The 20421-nt window shown below is 66.9% G+C and carries 25 protein-coding genes and 6 tRNA genes; 19 read left to right on the forward strand and 12 right to left on the reverse strand.

The window, feature by feature from the left end; all coding sequences use genetic code 11:
* Positions 1-164: 164 nt before the first annotated feature.
* On the forward strand, positions 165-500 hold the full coding sequence (locus ON31_RS16075; protein WP_039814600.1) for an STAS domain-containing protein: 336 nt from the start codon (positions 165-167) through the stop codon (positions 498-500).
* 144 nt (positions 501-644) lie between these two features.
* On the opposite strand, the gene ON31_RS16080 is transcribed toward ON31_RS16075, so the two are convergent.
* Entirely contained in the window at positions 645-1682 is a 1038-nt protein-coding gene (locus ON31_RS16080) for an LLM class F420-dependent oxidoreductase (RefSeq protein WP_039814564.1), read from the reverse strand.
* Positions 1683-1965: 283 nt separating this feature from the next.
* Here ON31_RS16080 and ON31_RS16085 point away from each other — a divergent pair, with 283 nt between their 5' ends.
* Both ON31_RS16085 and ON31_RS16090 read left to right on the forward strand, forming a co-directional pair.
* Positions 1966-2289 carry a hypothetical protein gene (locus ON31_RS16085; protein ID WP_039814566.1) on the forward strand — a complete coding sequence of 108 codons (324 nt, stop codon included), beginning with the start codon at positions 1966-1968 and terminating at the stop codon, positions 2287-2289.
* Entirely contained in the window at positions 2286-2606 is a 321-nt protein-coding gene (locus ON31_RS16090) for a hypothetical protein (protein ID WP_039814568.1), read from the forward strand. Before ON31_RS16085 ends, ON31_RS16090 begins: the two co-directional genes overlap by 4 nt.
* Before the next feature lie 12 nt (positions 2607-2618).
* Here ON31_RS16090 and ON31_RS16095 read toward each other — a convergent pair whose 3' ends face one another.
* Together ON31_RS16095 and ON31_RS16100 are read right to left on the reverse strand one after the other, a co-directional pair.
* The gene (locus ON31_RS16095) at positions 2619-3542 is read right to left on the reverse strand and encodes an aminoglycoside phosphotransferase family protein (RefSeq protein WP_051037343.1); all 924 of its coding nucleotides are present in this window, start codon (positions 3540-3542) and stop codon (positions 2619-2621) included.
* Positions 3542-4807: an NsdA family TPR-like regulatory protein gene (locus tag ON31_RS16100; RefSeq protein ID WP_051037346.1), complete on the reverse strand. Its 1266-nt coding sequence runs from the start codon at positions 4805-4807 to the stop codon at positions 3542-3544. Before ON31_RS16100 ends, ON31_RS16095 begins: the two co-directional genes overlap by 1 nt.
* 439 nt (positions 4808-5246) lie before the next feature.
* Between ON31_RS16100 and ON31_RS16105 the strand changes: the two genes are divergently transcribed.
* The 11 genes from ON31_RS16105 (at position 5247) to ON31_RS16150 (ending at position 12967) form a co-directional block, all read left to right on the forward strand.
* A complete protein-coding gene (locus tag ON31_RS16105) occupies positions 5247-5762 on the forward strand; it encodes a DUF4254 domain-containing protein (RefSeq protein WP_051037348.1) in 516 nt (171 codons plus the stop codon).
* Positions 5759-6013, forward strand: coding sequence for a Clp protease N-terminal domain-containing protein (locus tag ON31_RS16110; protein ID WP_039814570.1), 255 nt, complete (start codon positions 5759-5761; stop codon positions 6011-6013). The genes ON31_RS16105 and ON31_RS16110 overlap by 4 nt, the downstream gene beginning before the upstream one ends.
* On the forward strand, positions 6010-7275 hold the full coding sequence (locus ON31_RS16115) for a nucleotide sugar dehydrogenase (RefSeq protein WP_063821508.1): 1266 nt from the start codon (positions 6010-6012) through the stop codon (positions 7273-7275). The genes ON31_RS16110 and ON31_RS16115 overlap by 4 nt, the downstream gene beginning before the upstream one ends.
* 25 nt (positions 7276-7300) lie before the next feature.
* A complete protein-coding gene (locus ON31_RS16120) occupies positions 7301-8263 on the forward strand; it encodes an NAD-dependent epimerase/dehydratase family protein (RefSeq protein WP_039814572.1) in 963 nt (320 codons plus the stop codon).
* Positions 8260-8538, forward strand: coding sequence for a ubiquitin family protein (locus ON31_RS16125; protein WP_039814574.1), 279 nt, complete (start codon positions 8260-8262; stop codon positions 8536-8538). The genes ON31_RS16120 and ON31_RS16125 overlap by 4 nt, the downstream gene beginning before the upstream one ends.
* An 11-nt stretch (positions 8539-8549) precedes the next feature.
* Positions 8550-9416, forward strand: a complete 867-nt coding sequence (locus ON31_RS16130; RefSeq protein ID WP_157533704.1) for a formylglycine-generating enzyme family protein — start codon at positions 8550-8552, stop codon at positions 9414-9416.
* 16 nt (positions 9417-9432) lie between these two features.
* Positions 9433-10413, forward strand: a complete 981-nt coding sequence (galE, locus tag ON31_RS16135; protein WP_039814577.1) for a UDP-glucose 4-epimerase GalE — start codon at positions 9433-9435, stop codon at positions 10411-10413.
* Positions 10410-11123 carry a PIG-L deacetylase family protein gene (locus ON31_RS16140; RefSeq protein WP_039814579.1) on the forward strand — a complete coding sequence of 238 codons (714 nt, stop codon included), beginning with the start codon at positions 10410-10412 and terminating at the stop codon, positions 11121-11123. The genes galE and ON31_RS16140 overlap by 4 nt, the downstream gene beginning before the upstream one ends.
* 277 nt (positions 11124-11400) lie before the next feature.
* Positions 11401-11967 (forward strand): DUF4352 domain-containing protein, encoded by a 567-nt coding sequence (locus ON31_RS16145; RefSeq protein WP_039814610.1) that lies wholly within the window; start codon positions 11401-11403, stop codon positions 11965-11967.
* A 91-nt stretch (positions 11968-12058) separates the two neighbouring features.
* Positions 12059-12421, forward strand: coding sequence for a DUF6980 family protein (locus ON31_RS38560; RefSeq protein WP_373282983.1), 363 nt, complete (start codon positions 12059-12061; stop codon positions 12419-12421).
* 177 nt (positions 12422-12598) lie between these two features.
* Positions 12599-12967: a hypothetical protein gene (locus tag ON31_RS16150; protein WP_039814581.1), complete on the forward strand. Its 369-nt coding sequence runs from the start codon at positions 12599-12601 to the stop codon at positions 12965-12967.
* A 146-nt stretch (positions 12968-13113) separates the two neighbouring features.
* Here ON31_RS16150 and ON31_RS16155 read toward each other — a convergent pair.
* From ON31_RS16155 to ON31_RS16180, 7 genes are all read right to left on the reverse strand, one after another.
* Positions 13114-13187: transfer RNA gene (locus ON31_RS16155), tRNA-Asp, on the reverse strand.
* Positions 13188-13191: 4 nt separating this feature from the next.
* Positions 13192-13264, reverse strand: a tRNA-Asn gene (locus ON31_RS16160).
* A gap of 27 nt (positions 13265-13291) precedes the next feature.
* A tRNA-Ile gene (locus ON31_RS16165) sits at positions 13292-13364 on the reverse strand.
* Between the two features lie 4 nt (positions 13365-13368).
* Positions 13369-13441, reverse strand: a tRNA-Glu gene (locus ON31_RS36700).
* A 5-nt stretch (positions 13442-13446) separates the two neighbouring features.
* Positions 13447-13522 (reverse strand) — tRNA-Glu (locus tag ON31_RS16170).
* Positions 13523-13678: 156 nt separating this feature from the next.
* Positions 13679-13750 (reverse strand) — tRNA-Trp (locus ON31_RS16175).
* Between the two features lie 87 nt (positions 13751-13837).
* Positions 13838-14266, reverse strand: a complete 429-nt coding sequence (locus ON31_RS16180; RefSeq protein WP_115061677.1) for a hypothetical protein — start codon at positions 14264-14266, stop codon at positions 13838-13840.
* 189 nt (positions 14267-14455) lie between these two features.
* Here ON31_RS16180 and ON31_RS16185 point away from each other — a divergent pair, with 189 nt between their 5' ends.
* Together ON31_RS16185 and ON31_RS16190 are read left to right on the forward strand one after the other, a co-directional pair.
* Positions 14456-15106, forward strand: a complete 651-nt coding sequence (locus tag ON31_RS16185) for a cyclodeaminase/cyclohydrolase family protein (protein WP_081592497.1) — start codon at positions 14456-14458, stop codon at positions 15104-15106.
* Between the two features lie 215 nt (positions 15107-15321).
* Positions 15322-16071, forward strand: coding sequence for a L,D-transpeptidase (locus tag ON31_RS16190; RefSeq protein WP_039814585.1), 750 nt, complete (start codon positions 15322-15324; stop codon positions 16069-16071).
* A 74-nt stretch (positions 16072-16145) separates the two neighbouring features.
* Here ON31_RS16190 and ON31_RS16195 read toward each other — a convergent pair whose 3' ends face one another.
* A complete protein-coding gene (locus ON31_RS16195; protein ID WP_039814587.1) occupies positions 16146-16994 on the reverse strand; it encodes a bifunctional 5,10-methylenetetrahydrofolate dehydrogenase/5,10-methenyltetrahydrofolate cyclohydrolase in 849 nt (282 codons plus the stop codon).
* Between the two features lie 229 nt (positions 16995-17223).
* Between ON31_RS16195 and ON31_RS16200 the strand changes: the two genes are divergently transcribed.
* From ON31_RS16200 to ON31_RS16210, 3 genes are all read left to right on the forward strand, one after another.
* Positions 17224-18051, forward strand: coding sequence for a YdcF family protein (locus ON31_RS16200; RefSeq protein WP_244961907.1), 828 nt, complete (start codon positions 17224-17226; stop codon positions 18049-18051).
* A gap of 503 nt (positions 18052-18554) precedes the next feature.
* The gene (locus ON31_RS16205; RefSeq protein WP_039814590.1) at positions 18555-19433 is read left to right on the forward strand and encodes a HemK family protein methyltransferase; all 879 of its coding nucleotides are present in this window, start codon (positions 18555-18557) and stop codon (positions 19431-19433) included.
* Positions 19430-20119 carry an HAD family hydrolase gene (locus tag ON31_RS16210; RefSeq protein WP_051037351.1) on the forward strand — a complete coding sequence of 230 codons (690 nt, stop codon included), beginning with the start codon at positions 19430-19432 and terminating at the stop codon, positions 20117-20119. The genes ON31_RS16205 and ON31_RS16210 overlap by 4 nt, the downstream gene beginning before the upstream one ends.
* 137 nt (positions 20120-20256) lie before the next feature.
* Here the strand turns inward: ON31_RS16210 and ON31_RS38565 are convergent.
* The coding region (locus ON31_RS38565; RefSeq protein ID WP_157533706.1) for a helix-turn-helix domain-containing protein at positions 20257-20421 on the reverse strand (165 nt) is incomplete at its 5' end.

A 20421-nucleotide genomic window follows, 5' to 3' on the forward strand; every position in this document is an offset into this window, starting at 1 on the left:
GCGGGGTATCCGCCGAAATGCCGCGATAGCTGGGTATTTCACCACGAACCCGGCTACCGATCCGATACCGATGTGGCCGACGATGCAGCGGGAAAGGACCGTTCATGGCAGATTGTTCTGATGTGACCAACACTTCCGGAGACGCGTATCCCCTCGCCGACACGATGACCACCACGGTCTCGGTGCGCGACGAAGCGACCGTGCTCACCGTGGCCGGCGAGGTCGATCTGGCTACCGCCCCCGCGCTCGAGAACGCCATCGACGCGACGCTGGGCGGCAAACCCGCGGTACTCGTGATCGATCTGTCCGAGGTCAGCTTCCTCGCCTCGGCGGGGATGGCGGCCCTGGTGGCCGCGCATCAGCGTGCGGGTGACACTCGGATCGCCGTCGTCGCCGACGGCCCCGCCACCAGCCGCCAGCTCAAGATGACCAATCTGGACCAGGTCTTCGCGTTGTACTCCAACCTCGACGAAGCCTTGTCCTCCTTCCGCCCCAACTGACCGTGGCAGGGTCGCGGTCCGATGGGACCGCGGCCCCGCACATCGTCCCTGTGCCGTCCCCCCACGACGAGTGCACCGGGCATCCCGTGAAACGACCGCGCGCCCGCCGACCGGCGGGCGCGCGGTGCTGTATCCGAACCTCGCTCAGACCAGATCGCGCAGCTGCTCGATGAGCTTCACGCGCTCGGCGGGCGTACCCGCCATCGGGACCACATTCAGCACCGTGACCCCCGCCTCGCGGAAGGCGGCGATCCGCTCCTTCACGAATCCGGCCGACCCGATCAGGTTCACATCGCGAACCAGGTCGTCGGGCACCACCTTGGCGGCCTCTTCCTTCTTCCCCGCGAGGTAGAGCTCCTGGATCCGGTCGGCCTCCGCGCCGTACCCGTACTTGCTCGCCAGGGCGTGGTAGAAGTTCTTCCCCTTCGCACCCATGCCGCCGATGTACAGCGCCAGATGCGGCTTCACCCATTCCCGCAGCGGTTCCACGTCGTCACCGATGGCCAGCACCGGACCGGCGTACACATCCAGCTTGCCCAGCTCCGGATCCCGCTTGGCCAGACCGGCTTTCACCGAGTCACCCCACACCGCGTCGGCCTTCTCCGGCAGGAAGAAGATCGGCTGCCACCCCTCCGCCATTTCCGCGGCCAACTCCACGTTCTTCGGCCCCAGCGCCGCCAGCAGCACCGGAATCCGTTCGCGCACCGGATGGTTGATCAGCTTCAGCGGCTTCCCCAGCCCGGTCCCCTCCCCCTCGGGCAATGGAATGGTGTAGTGCTTGCCCCGATGTTCCAGCCGCTCCCGCCGCCACACCTTGCGGCAGATCTCCAGCACCTCGCGGGTACGCCCGATCGGCGCGTCGTAGGGCACGCCGTGGAATCCCTCGATCACCTGCGGACCCGACGCCCCGAGACCGAGCACGTAGCGACCGTCGGAGACGTAGTCGAGCCCGGCCGCCGTCATGGCGGTGAGCGTAGGCGTGCGCGTGTAGAGCTGCAGAATGCCCGAGGCCAGCTGTACCCGCTCGGTCTTGGCGGCCAGATACCCCAGCGCGCTCACGGCGTCGAACGAGTACGCCTCCGGCACGAAGACGATATCGAGCCCGGCCCGCTCCAGATCCGCGACCTCGGCCGCCACCTCTTTGAAGCCGTCGGTGTAATTGATCGACAGTCCGATACGCATAACCGGAAGCTTAAGGGCTGGCCGGAGCGGGGTCTCACCTCGCCCCTGGTGACGGGCATGCTCGCCGAGCATGTCCCTGCCTATCCCGGAGCAACCTGGGCCATCCCGAAAAATTGTGGCACGAATTTTGGCACTGCGGGTCCCGGATGATCCCGGCTCCCGGCTCCACCAAGCATGATCGCCAGACGTCGTCGACGCCGACCCGAGCCCTCGCCAGCCCCTGTGATGGCAACCAACCAGCCAACACAACCACGACTCCACACAAGAGCTATCATTCGAAACTATGTTCGACAACGGCCACGCTGGTACACCACCCATACGCCGCCATGTCGACCCACCCCGCCCCGTCACCGTCGACATCAGCAAGGCCCTCCCCTCCGGCGGCACACGCTTCGCCGCCAACAGCCTGCCCCTGCACGTCCGCGCCGAAGGACTCGACCTCTCCGGCCTGAAACCCGGACTGCTCTACGCCTGGGCACGCACCACCACCGGTGGCTGGCTCGGCTTCGTCCAAGTCACCATCACCACCGGCAACGGCCGCGACAAGCTCACCCTGCGCCAATGGTTCCCCGAATCCGCCCTCAGCCCCCGCCAGGACACCCCATGACCGTCCACCGCGCCGACGCCATCCTCGGACTCGTCATCGACATCATCGACGACAGCCACGGCCCCTTCACCGCCCGCGAGATCACCCGCGCGACCCGCCCCATGATCGACCCGCCTCCGACCCTCGACGAGGTCGCCGCGGTACTCGATATGCTCGCCCACCCCGACATCGCCGGAATCAGCGCACGAAGCGACGGCACGTTCGAACCCGTCCCCGGTGTCGACATCGTCGAACTGCTCTGGCAGGCGCTCAACGACGACGACAGCGACGATGAGGACAGCGACCAGTTCCTCGCTGAGGTCGACGACCGCTACTGAACAGCCAAACAGCTAGAGAATGCTCCAGCCGATCTGTTGGCCGGCCCGCAGCGCTTCGATACGTTGACGCACCTCCACGACCGTGCTCGACCCCACGGCGGCCTTTCGCGCATTGGTGGTGATCATGCGCAGCTCCCGCAGACGCCGCAGCCACGCGTAGCCGTCCCAGTCGCGGATGTCGAACCCGTACTCGCGGCAGAACTCGTCATACTCGCGTGGCGGGTGACCGAACCGGCGGCAATGCACCTCGAGGGTCACCAGATCCCATTCCGGCGGGCCGACCGCAGCGCTCTCCCAGTCGCACAGCACCGCACGCGCACCGTCGCGGTCCCACAGCGCGTTGCGATGGTGGGCGTCGCCGTGAATCACCGCTGTGTCGAGGACGTACCGAACCGCGAAAGCTTCCGCAGCCAACTGCTCACGGTGCTCATGCAGCAGCGCGCGGTCAGTCGGCGACAGGATGCGGCTGCTGTCGATGGATTTGGTGATGGCATCGAAGCTGCGCGAGATCTGCTGGTCTGGAACGTCGACCGGCGGGCGCGGCGGTAACGCGTGTAGCGCGGCGAGCGGCCCCGCCAGGTCGACCGCGCTGACCAGACCGCCGCGCTGATCCAGATACCGCCAGAACGTCACCGGGCAGCCCGCGACCTCGATGGGCTGCTCAACGTCGATCAACGCCACTGATGGCACACGGTGGCCTTCCAGCCACCGCACCAGACCGACGACGTCGATGTGGCGATGTTCCGGCCGACCGATCTTGACTACGACCTGCTCGTGGGCCAGCACATAGACAGCGTTCGTGTGATGCCGTAGCAGCGTCGCGTCACTGCCGTCGATACCCACTCGCCGACACGCGACATTCAAGATCGGGAGGGTCCGGTCGGGGACGAATTCCGATTCCGAGAGACGGGCCGGTTCGATGTCTTGGCCCGTCATCAGCTCGCCACGTCAGCGCTGAGCAGTTCCCGCAGCTCGCCGACAGCGGGTGAAGGTTGTCGGCTCGCGGGCAGAGCATCGAGGACATCACGGCCGCGAGTCATCACGATACGGGTGCGGTGCTCGCTCGGGAGGCTTTCCAGCACGTCGGCAGCCAGTTGGCAACCGTCTTCGACCGAGCCGTCGACGGCGTAGCCGACGGCGGCATCGAGGTGGATCAACGCGGGGTCGATCACCACCGATGTCGCTTTGTAGAGCCGCAGTGCCTCATCTTGGACGCGTCGGGCGCGCGTGGTGTGCCCCATGTAGGTCAGTGTTCCAGACATGTACAGCATCAACCGCTTGGTGTTGAACCGGAATGCCTCGTCGCCGACGGAGTTCTCTAGCGCGTCGGTGAGTCGCTGTGCCTTGTTCATCGCGAGTTCGGCACCTTGGCGGTCTCCCAACCGCGCTAAGGCCCGTGCTTCGGCTGCGGCGGCGAGCGCCGCCTCATCACTGGTGGTGTCCGACAGGATCGCCTGCGCTTTGCGTGCCAGCGACACCGACGTCGCTACGTCACCGTAGTAGTAGGGCAGCATCGCGTGCTGGGCGCGGACGCGGGCACGCAAGCGCAGGTTCGGGGTGTCGTCGGCAGCAAGGCGGGCGGTGCCGAACCAGTAGCTGGCGCGGTCGATCTCACCGAGTTTCATCAACGCATCAGCGGTCAGCAGCCCCAGCACCGCCGACTGTTCGGACAGTCGAGCTTGCACCGTCGCCGGTTGGCGTTCCGCCGCAATAGTTTGCACTTCCAGCAAGTCCGGAGCGATCCGCGCCAACGCAGTAGCGGGCGGCATCGCCGTGTACTCGTGTATACGCTGCGCGACACGCTCGTCCAGCAGAGACACTCGAGCAGGGCTGACGGTGCACTGCGCCAAGGTCTGGTCAACGACGAGACGGACACTATCGACAGCCGACAGGAGATCGGCGGGGCGATCAGGCGCCAGAACCACACGTGTGCGGGCAGGCAGCGGCGCCGCGGCGGGAATGCGCCCCGCGCCTGCTAAGGCCGACTCGAACCGCTGACATTCGGCGGGATCGAGCCTCTTATAGGCATCCTCAAGCTGCCGTTTGCTGCTGGGTTGGAGGTTGGCGTGTAGGCCCTTCGACTCCCATTTCCCGACCGCTCTTTCCGAGCAGCCGATCCGCTCGGCGAATTTGCTGTAGTCGCAGAGCATTGCCTCGCGAAGGCACCTGACCTCTACACCGGTCCAGTCGAGCCCGATCATGCGTTTCTCCCCACCATTAGGGCCGATCGTGGCTGACAGATTACGCCGGGCACCGCGGGTAGTGCCGCCAGAGTTCCGCGAGAATGCCGAACGAGTTCCTTACGCGTTCCGCGATCTCCGCGCAGGCTAAGCGAACACCCGGCGGTATGTGCGGTTCCGGACCTTCCCTCATCGCTGGAGCCGCCGCCGATCAGGACACGGCCCTCCCGGTCGGCCGTCGGGTGTTCCCCAACTCTGCCCAGCTACTGGGAGGCTCACGTGAACGTATCACCGCAGATACATCGCCCGAAGCACGCCGTGAACGATTGCGGCGACGACCCCGGCCCGCTCAGCCTGCCTCACGCACAACAGATCCTCACCGATCACGCAGACCACGGGCCGCGGTGTCGCCAGTACGCCGCCGCCCTGGCCCGCTGCTCAAGTACCAGCGGCTAGAGCCATGTGCCTGCTCGACCAGCGCCGCGCACGACCGCTGCTGGTGGAAGGCTCACGGGCAGCGACGAACCGGTTTCCCAGCAAGGACGAGCTGCTCGAAGCGTTCCACCGCAGCGACCGCGACGAGAACCCGCTCGCTGACTTCGCGACCCGGCTCGCCGACCTTCATCGCCGCCGCCAGCAATACCCGCAGCGAAGCGACGAGATCGACCGGCAGCGCGGCGAACTCGTCCTCGCAATCGACTGCTGGGTCGCTACCAACACCCCGCCACCGCACCCGCGAGCACGGATGCACACCGAAACCGTCGGGACGCTCATCGACCGCATAGCCGCCACCGCCGCCACCGCCTTCCGTGTCCTGATGACCGAGCACCCCGGCAGCGACACCGTGCACGCCGCCTGGACGCGCCTCGCCGAACTCGAAAACGCCTACAGCGACCTCACCGACGACCTCGCCCGCGGCTGGCGCCGACTCCCCCACACCGAATGCGACACCACCGAAAGGAGCCTCACCGAATGACCAACGAGGACAGCACCTCCGAGATCTCGACACCGACACCGGCCCTGCAAGCCCTGTTCCAGGCAGCCGTCGAACTCGCCGCCGCCGCAGGCACCCACCAGGTCGGCCCTGAACACCTGTTCCTCGTCTGGCACAACAACCCCGGCGTCTTCCCGGCAGAACCACTGCGCGCCATGGGATTCGACCCGGTCGACCTCCTGACACGCCTGGCCGACCACGTCCGCGCCGACAACACCGAGCAGCCCTCATGAACCCCGCCACCACGCGAGCGAAGGCAGCCGGTCCCCGCAAAGTCGTTGTCATCGGACAGGGATTTGTGGGATTGCCGGCGGCGATGCTTGCCCAGCAGACCGGACACATGGTTATCGGCTTCGACACCGACCTCGACCGGATCACCCGGCTACGGTCCGGCGACTCCTACATCAGCGACGTCCCCTCCCATCTGCTGCGACAAGCACAAGAATCCGGGCGCTACTGGCCCACCCACGACACGGACGCTCTCGACAACTTCGACGTCGCGCTCGTCGCCGTCCCGACCCCCGTCATCGGCGACCACCCCGACCTGTCGTACGTGCAGGCAGCCGCGAAAACCCTCGCCCCGCACCTGCGTCCCGGATGTCTCGTCGCGTTGGAGTCCACCAGCTACCCCGGCACCACCGAAACCGTGTTCGCGCCGATCCTCGAAACCGCCGGACTGATCGCGGGCCGCGACTTCCACCTCGGCTACGCACCCGAACGACTCAACCCCGGCTCCGGGATCACCAGCATCGCCCGGATACCGAAGATCGTCGCAGGCATCGACCGCGAATCCCTGCACGCGGTCACCGAATTCTGGCAAGGACTCATCGACACCGTCATCCCCGCACCCGACATCCGCACCGCCGAAGTGGCCAAACTCATCGAGAACACCTTCCGGCTGCTCAACATCTCCTTCGTCAACGAACTCGCCCAGCAAGCCCGCCACCTCGGGGTCGACATCTGGTCCGCACTGAACCTGGCCGCGACCAAACCCTACGGGTACATGGAGTTTCGGCCCAGCGTCGGCGCCGGCGGGCACTGTCTGCCCTCGGACACCGCCTACCTGTCGTGGCGGCTACGCGAAGTCGGACGGTCCAGTCAGCTCATCGCCACCGCCCTGCGGATCAACACCGCCCAACCCGGCTACGTCGCAAACCGCATCCTCACCGCCTGCGCACCGATCGACGGCCAGCCCCGCATCGTAGTCGTCGGCGCCACCTACAAGCCCGACGTCGCCGACATCCGCGATTCCGCCGCACTCAAGGTCACCGACATCCTGCGCAGCCGCGGCGCCGACGTGACCATCGTCGACCCGCTGCTCGGTCACCATCCCGGCATCCTCACCGACCTGACCCCGGACACGGTCGCCCACACCGATCTCGTCGCGCTGCTCGTCGCCCACCGCGGCCTCGACTACCCGCTCATCCGCACCGCGCCGCGCGTCTTCGACGCCTGCGCTGCCCTCACCCCCGCAGCCCACATCGAACGCCTCTGACCAGTCACCGATCAAGGACACCGATATGACCCGCAAGCACATCGTCGTCACCGGCGGCGCCGGATTCATCGGCCACCACGTCTGCCGCGAAGCCCTCGCCGACGGCCACACCGTCACCGCCATCGACAACCTGTCGACCGGCAACTACGCCAACATCAAACCGCTGCGCGAGGACCCGTCGTTCACCTTCCGCCGCGCCGACATCACCCAACCGGTCGCGGTCGCCGACCTCGTCGGCGTCACCCACATCGTGCACCTCGCTTGCCCGGCCAGCCCGAAAGCCAACACCAAGATGCCGTTGGACACGATCCTCGCCAGCTCCGTCGGCACCCTCACCATGCTCGACCTGGCCGCCCGCTCCGACGCCCGCATCGTGTGCGCGTCCAGCTCCGAAATCTACGGCGACCCACTCGAACACCCCCAAGCCGAAACCTACCGCGGCAACTGCGATCCCATCGGCCCGTTCAGCGCCTACACCGAAGGCAAACGCGTCCTCGAAGCCGCCTGCGCCGCCCACCACCGCCAAGGCACCAACGTCGCCATCGTGCGCCCGTTCAACGTGTACGGCCCCGGCATGTGGCCCGACGACGGACGCGTCGTCGCCTCGTTCTGCGCCGCGGCCCTGTCCCACCGCACCCTGCACATCACCGGCGGCGGCAAGCAGACCCGGTCACTGATCTACATCGACGACTTCGTCGACGCACTGTTCTGCACCCTCGAACACGACACCTTCGGGCCGATCAACCTCGGCAACGGCGACGAAGTGACGATCGCCGAACTCGCCGAACTCATCATCGAACTCGCGGGTTCCGGCAATCTCGAGGTCACGCCCGCCCGCGCGGCCGAAGTCGCGGTGCGCCGCCCCGATACCCGCCGCGCCCACGAGATCCTGGGCTGGCAGGCCAGCACGTCTCTGCGTGACGGTATCGGCCTCACCCTCGAATGGATGCGCGACATTCTCGCGGTCACCGGGCAGGCCGCGCGATGACCACCGTCACGTTCACCGTCCCGCCCAGCTGGAACACCGAAACCCCGATGACCGAACTGTCGTGCGAGGCAACGACAGTCGGCGAAGCGCTTACCTGGTTCTGCGACCGCTACCCGGTCTTGCAGAAACGGTTCATGACCGACGACCGCCGCATCGCGGCATGGGCGCTGGTGTGCCTCAACCACATCGACGTCCGCACCCTCCACGGCCTCGACACCCCTATCACGCACCCGGGTAGCGAAATCCAACTCCTCGCAGCCCTCATGGGAGGGTGAGGATGCGCGACATGATCACCATTCCCGCCGACGCCGTCCAGGTCGGGGCTCCCGAACCACACCTCGACAGCATCGCAAGCCAGCAGCACTACGACCGCTCCTGGTTCGGCGACGAAGCCCCCCAACATGTGTGCGAGATCCCGGCCTTCCGGATCGACCGCACGCCCGTCACCAACCTCGACTACGCCCAGTTCGTCGACGCCACCGGATATGTGACCGCCGCCGAACAGCGCGGGTTCGGGCTGGTCTACGGGCTCACCTACTGGCAGACCGAACCCGGCGTGTGCTGGCGCACCCCCGCCCCCGGCCGCGACGCCGTCACCGACACACCCGACCACCCCGTCGTGCACGTCGACCACGCCGACGCCACCGCCTACGCCACCTGGGCGGGCAAACGACTACCCACCGAAACCGAATGGGAATACGCCGCCCACGGCCCCACCTGGACGCCCTACCCGTGGGGAACGGACTGGAACCCGCTGCTGCTCAACAGCGTCGAACAGCAAGCCGGACACATCCACACCCTCGACCAGTGGCGGACGTGGTGGCGTGAACGCTACAACCAGCACGGCTTCACCCCCGGCACCACACCTGTCGGCACCTACTCCCCCGGCGGCGACTCCGTCTTCGAGGTCGCCGACCTGGCAGGCAACGTCGCCGAATGGACCGCCAGCCTCTACACCCCGTACGACCCGTCAGTCACCTACGACCCGGCGCTGTCCGCTGCTATGCTCCACGGCTACCGTGTGGTGCGCGGCGGCAGCTGGAAGCATCTGCGCTGGCAGGTCCGCACCACCGAACGTATCGCCTGCGAACCCGGCTACTCATGTTTCGACATCGGCTTCCGATGCGCTGCCGACGCACACACCGACCACTAGCAGAAGGGCCTTGCTCATGCGCGTGCTCGTCACCGGCGGAGCCGGCTACATCGGCTCCGTTGTCGCCCACCAACTCATCGACACCGGACACGACGTCACCGTCCTCGACGACCTGTCCTCCGGACACGCCGACAACGTCCCCGCCACCGCCGAACTCGTCCAGAAGCCACTGCACGACGTCGCCCACATCCTCACGCCCACCGCCGGGTTCGACGCCGTCATCCACTTCGCCGCCAAAATCGAAGTCGCCGAATCCGTCTCCCACCCCGAACGATTCTGGGACAACAACATTCGCGGCACCCTCGCCCTGTTCGACGCCATGCGCACCGCCCGCACACCCCGGCTGGTGTTCTCCTCCACCGGCTCGCTGTACTCCGGGACGCCACCGTTCACCGAAGAATCGCTGATCGTTCCCCAAAACCCGTACGCGGTCACCAAATACGCGATCGACATGATGATCGCCGGAGAATGCGGACGCCCCGGCGCTCCCCTCGGTGCCGCCGTGCTGCGCTACTTCAACGCCGCCGGAGCCGTACAAACCAGCGCCGGGCGTTGGCTCGCCGAACGCCACGACCCCGAAACCCACCTCATCCCCATCCTGCTGCAATGCGCCGCAGGCCAGCGCGACACCTTCACCCTCTACGGCACCGACTACACAGAAACCCCCGACGGCACCTGCGTCCGCGACTACATCCACGTCGCCGACCTCGCCAGCGCGCACCTCGCCGCACTCGACGACATCCGACCAGGCCGCTACGAAGTGTTCAACCTCGGCAACGGCAACGGCTACACCAACCGAGAAGTCATCAACGCCGTCCAACAAGTCACCGGCGCACGCTTCCCCGTCGCCGAAGCCGGACGCCGCCCCGGCGACGCCATCGTCTCCGTCGCCGCCGCACACAAAGCCGCCGCCATACTCGGCTGGAAACCGCAACGCCCCGACCTGACCGACATCATCGGAGACGCCTGGGCGGCATACCAATCGACCATGCCGTGAACTGGTCCCACCACCGCCTGCTGGTCATCGCTCCGCACCCTGACGACGAAGCCATCGGGTGCGGAGGGTTGATCAGCCGCGTCAAACTCGACGGCGGGCAGATATTCGTGCTGTGGATGACCATCGCCGATATCCGCGACTACTCTGCGGCGGGCCTGTCCACCGCCGACCAACGCCAAAGCGAGATGGCGCACGCCGCCGCGTTCTGGCCCTTGGACGGCACCCATCTCGCGCTACCAGGCGACCGCTACAACCTTCGCCTCGACACCGTGCCCGCCGCCGAACTCATCGACATCATCGAACGCGGAAACCACCCACTCACCCTCGCTGCGGTGAAACCAACCGTCGTCGCCGTCCCGGACCCCGATAGCTACAACCAGGACCATGCTGCCGTCGGTACCGCGGCCATCAGCGCGCTGCGACCCGGCCCCGATACCTACCGCCACCAACCCGACCTGGTCCTCGCCTACGAAGAAGTCGGCGACCCGTGGACACGCAACCCCGCCCACCCCACAGCGAACTTCTTCGTCAGCCTCACCCCCACAGACCTCAACCGCAAGATCAAAGGGCTGCGCCTACACGCCAGCCAATGGCGACCCCACCCGCACACCCGCTCTGAGCACGCCTTGCGCGGGCTCGCTGCCGTGAGAGGCGCGCAAAGCGGAACCATGTTCGCCGAAGCGTTCCGCTGCCTGCGGTGGCGCGCATAGCACACGCACTGACGTTCTGTGCCAACTTCCCACCGTGACTAGCGGAAACCGACCTTCGACCCTCCTCAAGGGGCTGCCCAGTCGGTTAGTCTGCGCGAAAGCCAGCGACGTAACGGCAACCCGACACCCCGCCGATCGACTGGCATACCACCGATCGCGCCCAGGGGAACCCGTGAACTATCCGCCGCCGCCACCATACGGGCCTCAGCAGCCGTATCCATATCCGCAGCAATACCCCCTGCGACCGCCACCGCGGAAACCGGCTGTTCCGGTGTGGGTGTGGATCGTCATCGGCACGCTGGTGCTGTCCTGTGGCGGCTGCGTCGGATTGGTCGGACTCGCCAGCAACACCTCATCCACGAAAACGACCACCGCTGGTCCCGTCGCGGCGAAACCATCCCCCAGCGAGCAACCGGCCGCCCCGACCCCAGCCGCGCCACCGAAGAACGATGTCGCACCCGCCGGATCCGCCGTGCGCGACGGCCAGTTCGAATTCGTGATCACCAATGTCGAACAGGGCACCACCCGAGTCGGCGGAGGGTTCTGGGGCGAGGAAGCGAAAGGAGAGTTCGTCCTCGTATCCGTCGATATCAGCAATGTCGGAAAGCGTGCGCAAACCTACTTCGGGAGCAACCAGGTCCTCATCGACGATCAGAACCGTGAGTTCGAAGCCAGCTTCTCAGCGAACGCGGCCTTGAACGACTACGGCTCCCACGAAGACCTCAACCCAGGCCACAAGGTCTCGGTCGTGATCGCATTCGATGTGCCTGTCGGCGTGGTACCGGTCGCCATCGAGTTCCACGGCTCGATGTTCTCCGGAGGCGCGAAAGTCGCCGTGCGGTAGAGCTCCACATCTCGACTCGATGGGTCCGAGAACCAGCGAGATGTAGCCGGCGGTTCCAGGCCGAACAATTATGGTGGGCTGATGGCGTCCAGTGGCGAGCGGATTCATTCGTGCGAAGGCATGGACTCTTGGCTGTCCGACCATCGTTTTCAACTATTGCCCATGGTGCGGGGCGAAACTGCCCGACTCACTACGGGATGAGTGGTTCGACCGGATCTTCGATCTCGGTTTGGAAGGACCCGAGGACGTGCGAATACCTGTCGATATGCGGACCGACGCATGGTGGGCGAACCCTGCGGTAGCGCGCAGGCGCTCTCACATGATCGATAGGCTAAGGTCAGCGAGAGGCCCTCCAGGGGCGGGGATTCCACGGGGCCGCGTGGAGGAGTTGGCGAGACGACGTAGTGCGGCGCGTAGATATGGATGCTTGGAAGCGGCTGAACGGCCATGGTGACCGGGGGGCACGACGACGATGAGAGTACGAATCGGCCTACTCTCCTTTGTGGCAATTCTTGGGGCTACTGGCTGCTCCAAATTTCTTGAGCCATCGTACTTCAAACCTGATCCATCGAAATACGGTTCAGTCGAGCTGTGTGATCGTTACGGCCAGTTCCTCCGCAGAACGCTTTCCATGAACGACGCGGACGTGGATACCCCCACGCTAGGCGAGGAGGACGGCACCGTTGGCTGGAACACGATATGCGACAGCGCGGGCAAGGACGGAACGATAGGCACTCTGCAAGTGCACCAACCATTCATGGTGTACAAGGATGATCCCGATGAGCCGCCTTCCGGCTATCGTTCCGTGGCAGGTTTCGAGGGTAAAGCCTGGACCGGAGCCCCGTTGCCATACTGGACCGAGGTCGAAGTCCGAGATGGGAATTGGTCAGCTCAGATGCGCTTCGTCAAGGACAGTCCGGAGCAGGAGTTGCTGACGTCAGCTGACATCCAGAAGGTCGCGGAATTCTTGGTGCAGGTGGCGGACGATCTGCAGCGATAGCGAACAGCGGGGTGAGGGACAAGCCCCAGGTGTGAGACCTCGACGAAGTGCTCAGTACGCACGAATCCATCGTGTGATCGCTGGGGTCGTGCCCAATCGCTGGCGTGAGGTTGGAGATGGCCGCAGACGGCGGTGACGGCGGCGAGTCGATCCGACGGGAGTCGAACCCGCATCTTCCGCCGTGACAGGGCGGTGCTTTCACCAATTGAGCTACGGATCGTTCGCTGGCTCGGCAGGGTTCGAACCTGCGACTCCCCGCTCAACAGGTGGGTGCTCTGCCGACTGAGCTACGAGCCACTGGGTGATCGACGGCTGCGATCACAGTGCCCTCGGGAAGAATCGAACTTCCGACCCCCGCCTTATCAGGGCGGTGCTCTCACCACTGAGCTACGAAGGCATCGTGACCTCGGTGGGAATCGAACCCACGTCGCCCCGAGTGAGAGTCGGGGTGCCGGACCAGCACAGCACGAAGTCAGCGGTGACGTAGATCGGAGTCGAACCGACGAGGGTCCTGATTGAAAGTCAGGCTGCCCATACCGACAGAGCAACTACGCCATGCGTCCGGTTGGATGGAATCGAACCACCTGCGCCCGAGGGCGGGAGGGTTACAGCCTCCGTGCACGCCATGTGCTCAACCGGTGGATCCGGCCCGCCCACGCGCCGAGGCGGGCCGAATACCCGACGCGGCCGACCTGCGCCGGACCGCGCTCGCACGGGCGGAGAGAATCGAACTCCCGACACGCGGTTTTGGAGACCACTGCTCTGCCACTGAGCTACGCCCATCTATACCGCTGCTCGGATGAGCTTGCGGTGTAACCACATTCGCAGGAACGCGGTACCGCAGCAACTGATTTTCCGAGCGGTGGGTTGTCACTGCGGTGGCGGTTCGGGTGTGTGGGCGATGTGCAGGCCGCCGCATACGATGTCGTACACCCCATGGTCGTCGAATGCGATGCGATAGTGGCGGATATCGCCCTTCGCCATGGAGCCGCCGTACCATTCCGCGGGGTCGAGTCGGTCGGCGCCGTTCAGCAGCTGGTCCACCAGCTCTGATTCCGCGATCCGGACAAGGCCGAACTCGAACTGATCCCGATCGGTACGCGGGTCGCCGAGATCGAAGTCGCTCCACCGGTAGGCGAGAACGGTTTCGAACGTGACCCTCGCCCACTGCGCACCTTCCGGCGCGGTACACCAGTGCATTTCGACCGTGGTCGGATTGCCCGCTGGCTGATTCAGGACCCGCACCACGGGCGGGTCGGCCCATCCCGTCGTCACACTCGCGGACGTACTGTCGCTCACCCGACAACCATAAGCACCGTCATCGAGAGGTGCCCAAAGCCGCCCGCAAGATCCCGACCACCGTCGTCCACGCATCGACGGCAATAGCACCGGCGCGACTTGGGTGCGCGGAATGCTTCGAGGTCGAGGCCCGGTAGCGTAGGGCGCGAAAGTTCGCTCACGGTACGACTCCCCGGGAGGGCATCGCTCATGACTCAGGACACCGCGCAGGACATCGCCTCGTTCGGTGACTCGACACTGCAGGGGTACCTGGATCAGCTGGCCGCCAAGGTGCCCGCGCCCGGTGGCGGCGCGGTCGCGGCGTTGCATGCCGCCCAGGGGGCGGCGCTGGTCGCCATGGTGGCGCGGTACACGACGCGAGCCAAGGATGCCGAGCATCGGCCCGCCGTGGATCGGATCATCACCGCCGCGGATTCCGCTCGAGCGCGGGCGCTGGAGTTGGCCGATGCCGATGCCGAGGCGTTCACGGCCGTCGGCAATGCGTACAAGCTGCCCAAGGACACCGAAGAGGAGCAGGCCGCACGGACCGAGGCGATCACCGCGGCGTTGCTGGGTGCGGCGCGGGTGCCCGCCGATGTGGTGGCCGTGGCGGATGAGATCATCTCCCTCGCCGCCGAGCTGCTGCCGATCGGCAATCCCAATGTGGTCACCGATATCGGTGCGGCCGCCGACTGCGCGCGGGCGGCGGCTGCCACCTCGCAGCTGAATATCGCCATCAATGTCGCCTCGCTGGGAGCGGGGGCGGGCAGCGAGTTCGAGCCGGTGCTCACCCAGATCGACGAGCTCACCGCCCGCGCCGACGCCGTGCACGACGACGTGGTCGCGGCCATCAACAAATAAGGTCGAACACGCGTTCGCCCACCGGGACCGATCCGGTCCGCGACCGGTGAGCATTCCATCTCATCGCCCGGCGGTGCACTAGCACCGCCGGGCGATCGTGTTAGAGCACCACGCCGCCGGGTAGGTCACGAACAGAGAACTTTTCTCGCTGGTCTTGATCATGAAGCCATAGGCTGGTGATCCGAGAGCACACCATCCTCGAAAGGGGTGGAAACATGCGGAACGCGATTCGCTATCTGTTCCTCGCGACCGTGGTCGCGGCATTGACCGCCTTCGGGTCGGGGCTCGCCGCGGCGGCGATCATCCGGCCCACCGTCCCTGCGGTGCAGGCGATTTCACCGGGCGCGGGGGAAACGGTCGGTATCGCCGCACCCGTGCGGGTGCAGTTCGCACAACCGGTCGAGAACCGCACGCGCGCAGAGCAATCGGTGAGCATTCGAGCGGGAACCGAACTGGCGGGCAGCTTCTCGTGGCAGAGCGACCGCGAGCTGACCTGGACGCCCGAGGGATTCCTCCCGGCGTCGACCCCCATCTCGGTGTCCGCGGGCACCGCGCGCACCGAGTTCAACACCAATGCCGGGGTGACCGCCGAGGGCAATATGTCGAACCACACCTTCACGGTGAGTATCGGTGGGGTCCCGGTGCGCACCATCCCCGCCTCCTTCGGCAAACCCGGCTGGGAGACGCCCACCGGCACCTTCCCCGTGCTGGAGAAGTTCCGGAGCATCGTCTTCGACTCCCGCACCATCGGCATCCCGCTGAACTCGCCGGAGGGCTATCTGATCGACGGTGAGTACGCCGAGCGCCTGACCTGGAGCGGAGTCTTCGTTCATTCCGCCCCGTGGTCGGTGGATTCGCAGGGTTACGCGAACGTCAGCCACGGCTGCATCAACCTGCCACCGGCCGACGCCGCCTGGTACTACGAGAATGTGAGCGTGGGCGACCCGGTGTATCTGCACTGGTGACGCCCGGGCACACGACAGCCAGCCAGATACCGCGGAGTCACACCCGGGCCGGACCTCCGGGCCGGGTGTCGCGGTCAGCGGGCGTTCTCGGCGGCCTGCACCACGTGCCGCATGAGCAGCGCGGTGGTCACCGGACCGACGCCGCCGGGGACCGGGCTCAGCGCGGCGGCCTTGCCGGTGACAGCCGCGGCGTCCACATCGCCGGTGATGGACCCGTCCTCGCCCTCATTGGTGCCCACGTCGATGACCACGGCCCCCTCGCGCACATGCTCGGCCTTGATCAATCCGGCCCGCCCGACGGCCGCGACCACCACATCGGCGGCCGAGGTCACGCCCGGCAGATCGGTGGTGCGCGAATGGCACACGGTGACGGTGGCGTTCTCCGCCAGCAGCAGTTGCGCGAGCGGCTTGCCCACCACATTGGAGCGGCCCACCACCGCGACATGCTTGCCGGACAGTGCGACGCCGTGATGCTTCGCCAGTTCCACCACGGCCTCGGAGGTCGCGGGCGGGAAGCCCGGCAGGCCGGTGGCCAGCAGGCCGAGTGACAGCGGGCTGACGCCGTCCACGTCCTTGGCGGCGATGATCGCGGGGCTCACGTCGTCGAGGCCGACACCCTTGGGCAGCGGGGTCTGCAGCATGATGGCGTCCACGCTCGGATCGGCCGAGAGTTCCACCAGCTTCGCGCGAATATCGGCCGCCGTCGCGTCTACCCCGAGTTCGATGTTCTCGCAGGCGATTCCATTGCGTTCGGCGGCGCGGTTGAGCGACTTCACATACCAGGCGCTGGCCGGATCGTCATTGGCGACCACCAGGGCCAGGCGCGGTGCGGCACCGGTGCCCGCGAGTGCGGCGGCGCGCTGCTTGGTGTCGGCATTGATGGCGGCGGCGAGTTCCTTGCCGGTCAGCGAAGTCGTATCCACGGGGGTACAGCCTATCGCGCGACCGCATCCCGGCCCCCGTTCCCCTCCGCGTGGAGCTCCAAACCCGGAATTTCACTGTGGCAAATCCCCGACCGACGCGCTGGACAGTCGTATCGTGTCCCCATTCGGCTTCGAGCCAATAGTCAGCAAGCAGTGCGTGTGAGACCTCGTTCGTTCGCGGAAAGGTGTCGTTGCGGTGCAGAAAGCAAGGCGTTTACCCTCCCTGGTCGTGGCCGCCGCGGCCGCGCTCACCATCTTCGGATCGCCGGTGGCCATGGCCGAACCGGGACCCCTCTACAACTCGGCACAGAGCAATTTCGTCAATGGCGACGACGCGGCGGGGCTGGAGGACCTGCGCCGCCTGCTCGCCGAGGCCCCCGATGACGCCGAAGCGTTGGCGCTGCAGGCGGTCTGGTCGGATTACACCGGTGACCTCGTCACCCGGGAGGCGGCGCTGCTGCGGTTGAACGCCGTCAATCCGCGCCTGGCCGACGGTGTGCGGACCATCTTCCGGGCCGTGGCCGCCGCGGTGGGCACCCTGCCCAATCCGATTCCCGCCATCGCGGGACCGCAGACCGGCATCGTGGTGCTCGGTTACGGCCTGCTGCCCGACGGCGCGATGCGGCCCGAACTGGTGAACCGCATGCAGGCGGCCTGGTTGCAGGCCATCGCCTCGCCGCTCTCCCCGATCGTGGTGACCGGCGGCAATCCGCGCAACGGGATCACCGAGGCGGCAGCCATGGAACGCTGGCTGCTCGATCGCGGCATTCCGGGCAGCCGGATCATGGCAGAGCATCGGGCCGGATCCACCGTCGGCAATGCCCTGCACGCCTCGAAGATGCTGCGCGACGCGGGCGCGACCAGCGCCATCGTGGTGACCTCCCCCAACCACATTCGCCGCGCGGTCGCCGACTTCATCGTGGCGGGCATCCCCGTGGTCGGGGCCACCACCTCCCTGGAACAGCTCGTCTCCCAACTCCCCCCGCCCAACCGCGCCGCCCAGCGCGGCATCTACCTCGACGCCACCCGCACCCTGCTGCTGCCGGCGCAGCGGTAGGCGGGGCGAGGCGAGAATGACGTCGGTGTCCCCGGGTCCGGATGGTCCCGGGGACACCTCGTTCACGGCCAGCGAAGCCCGGACGCGCGCCGCCGCGCATCCCCGGACCCCGCTCGGTGCGGTGGCACGGGGACCCGGCGGAGAGCGCATGCCCGCACTCCCAACCATGATTCACCGCCCGCGTCACAGCCGCCCCGGGGCCCGTCGGCCGCGCTGGTTGGTCGAACGGGCCTGTCCGGGGCGGACGGCAACCTCGACGTCGGACCGGCCGACCCGTGGCGGCGTGATCGGCGTGGTCGGTTCGGCAAGACCGTTGGTTCACCGGTGTCCGGCGACACGACCGGTTCGGCGACGAGCCGGTCCTACCTACGAACCGCGCTGATGCGGCGGGCCAGCCCGACCGACGAGACAGGGCCGATCGGCGAGCAGTCCGGCCCGGCGAGGCATCGCGATCGGCCCGCCCAGGAGACAGCGCGATCCGGCGAGTCGGCACAATGGACCGAATGGTTGCCGTGCGTTTCGATGAGCTGGTGGCGCGATTGCGGGCGGCGGGGTGTGTGTTCGCCGAGGACGAGGCGAGGTTGCTGGTCGGCGCCGCTGCGGATGCCGAGCGTCTGGACGCGCTGGTAGCGCGCCGGGTTTCGGGGGTGCCACTGGAGTACGTGCTGGGGTGGGTGGAGTTTCGGGGGGTGCGGGTGAGGGTGGCGGAGGGGGTGTTCGTGCCGCGGCAGCGGAGCGGATATCTCGTCGAGCAGGCGGTGAAGTTGGCGCGAGCACGGGTCGGCGGGGCGGCACAGACGGCGCGGCCCGCGAGCGCGCACGGAATGCCACCGGTTACGAGTGAAGCGGTCGAGGTCGTTGCGGTGGATATGTGTTGCGGGTGTGGAGCGCTCGGCTTGGCGTTCACGACAGAGCTTGCCGCCGAGGGCATTTCAGTGGAGTTGGCGGCGGCCGATATCGAGCCCGGGGCGGTGGCGTGCGCGCGGCGAAACCTCGAGGTGTTGCGGGCGAGGGTATTTCAGGGTGACCTGTTCGCGGCACTGCCCGGGGAGCTGGCGGGGCGGGTGGATGTGCTACTCGCGAATACGCCGTATGTGCCCTCCGAGGCGATTGCGGGGATGCCGCCGGAGGCGCGGGAGTACGAGCCCCTGTCGGCGCTGGACGGCGGTGCGGACGGCCTCGATATCTTCCGGCGGGTCGCGGCGGCGGCTCCGGAGTGGCTGACTCCGGGTGGGCATGTGCTGGTGGAGACGAGTGCCGGACAGGCCGAGACTGCGGTGGGGATTCTTACCGCGCACGGCCTGACGCCCAAGGTCGCCGCGGACGAGGAATCGGGCGCGACCGTCGTGATCGGTTCGCTGGCCGGTAGCGTGGACGTGTGACTGTTCGCGGCATCCTCTTCGATGTCGACGACACCCTCGTCGACTATTCGGCCACCGCGCGCGCCGGAATTCTCGCGCATCTGGCGGCGGAGGGGCTACTGGACCGGTTCGAGTCCGCCGAACACGCCGTGGCGCTGTGGAAGGAACTCGAGGAGCGGGAGTATCCGCGCTACCTCGCCGGTGAACTGACCTTCACCGGGCAGCAGGAATTGCGGTCGGAGCTGCTGCTGGCCCATATCGGCGCGTCCACCGACGATCCCCGCGCCTGGTTCGACCGCTATGTCGCGCTACGCGACACCACCTGGGCGGCCTTCCCGGATGCCGAACCGCTGCTGTCCGCCCTCACCGGCCGCATCGCGGTGGGCGTGGTGTCGAATTCCTCGCGGTCCCACCAGGTCGGCAAGCTGCGCACCGTGGGCCTGCTCCCCCATTTCGGCGAGGCCGTGCTGTGTTCGGCCGAATTCGGCACGCCCAAACCGCGTCCCGATATCTTCCTGGCGGGCTGTGAACTGCTCGGCCTGCCGCCGCAACAGGTCGCCTATGTAGGTGACCGCTGGGATGTGGACGGTGTGGGCGCACGCGACGCCGGGCTGCACGCCTACTGGTTGAACCGCGCGGCGGCGGGCACCACTGTACGGGACGGCGTCACGGTCATCCACTCGCTGACCTCGCTGTCCACACTCTGAGAAGCCACCCACGCACCCGCGCCATCGTGGCCGGAGCATCGTGAACCGGCCACGGCTAGGCGCCGGACGAACGCGCGACAGCGCCCAGATGATCTCGGGCCGTGTGAAGTCGCCTGCAGCAATGTGCGAACTGGGCTTCAGTGTTGGAGCGGTGGTTCGCGGAGGGTGTGGCGATAGTCGGTGGCGGTGGTCCCGAACCAGCGCCGGCTGGCGCGGGTGAAGACTGCTTGTTCGCTGTAGCCGAGCAGGGTGGCCAGGCGGCCGAGTGGGATGTCGGTGTCGCGTAGGTAGTGTTCGGCTTG

Source organism: Nocardia otitidiscaviarum NBRC 14405, assembly GCF_000308635.1.
GTDB lineage: Bacteria > Actinomycetota > Actinomycetes > Mycobacteriales > Mycobacteriaceae > Nocardia > Nocardia otitidiscaviarum.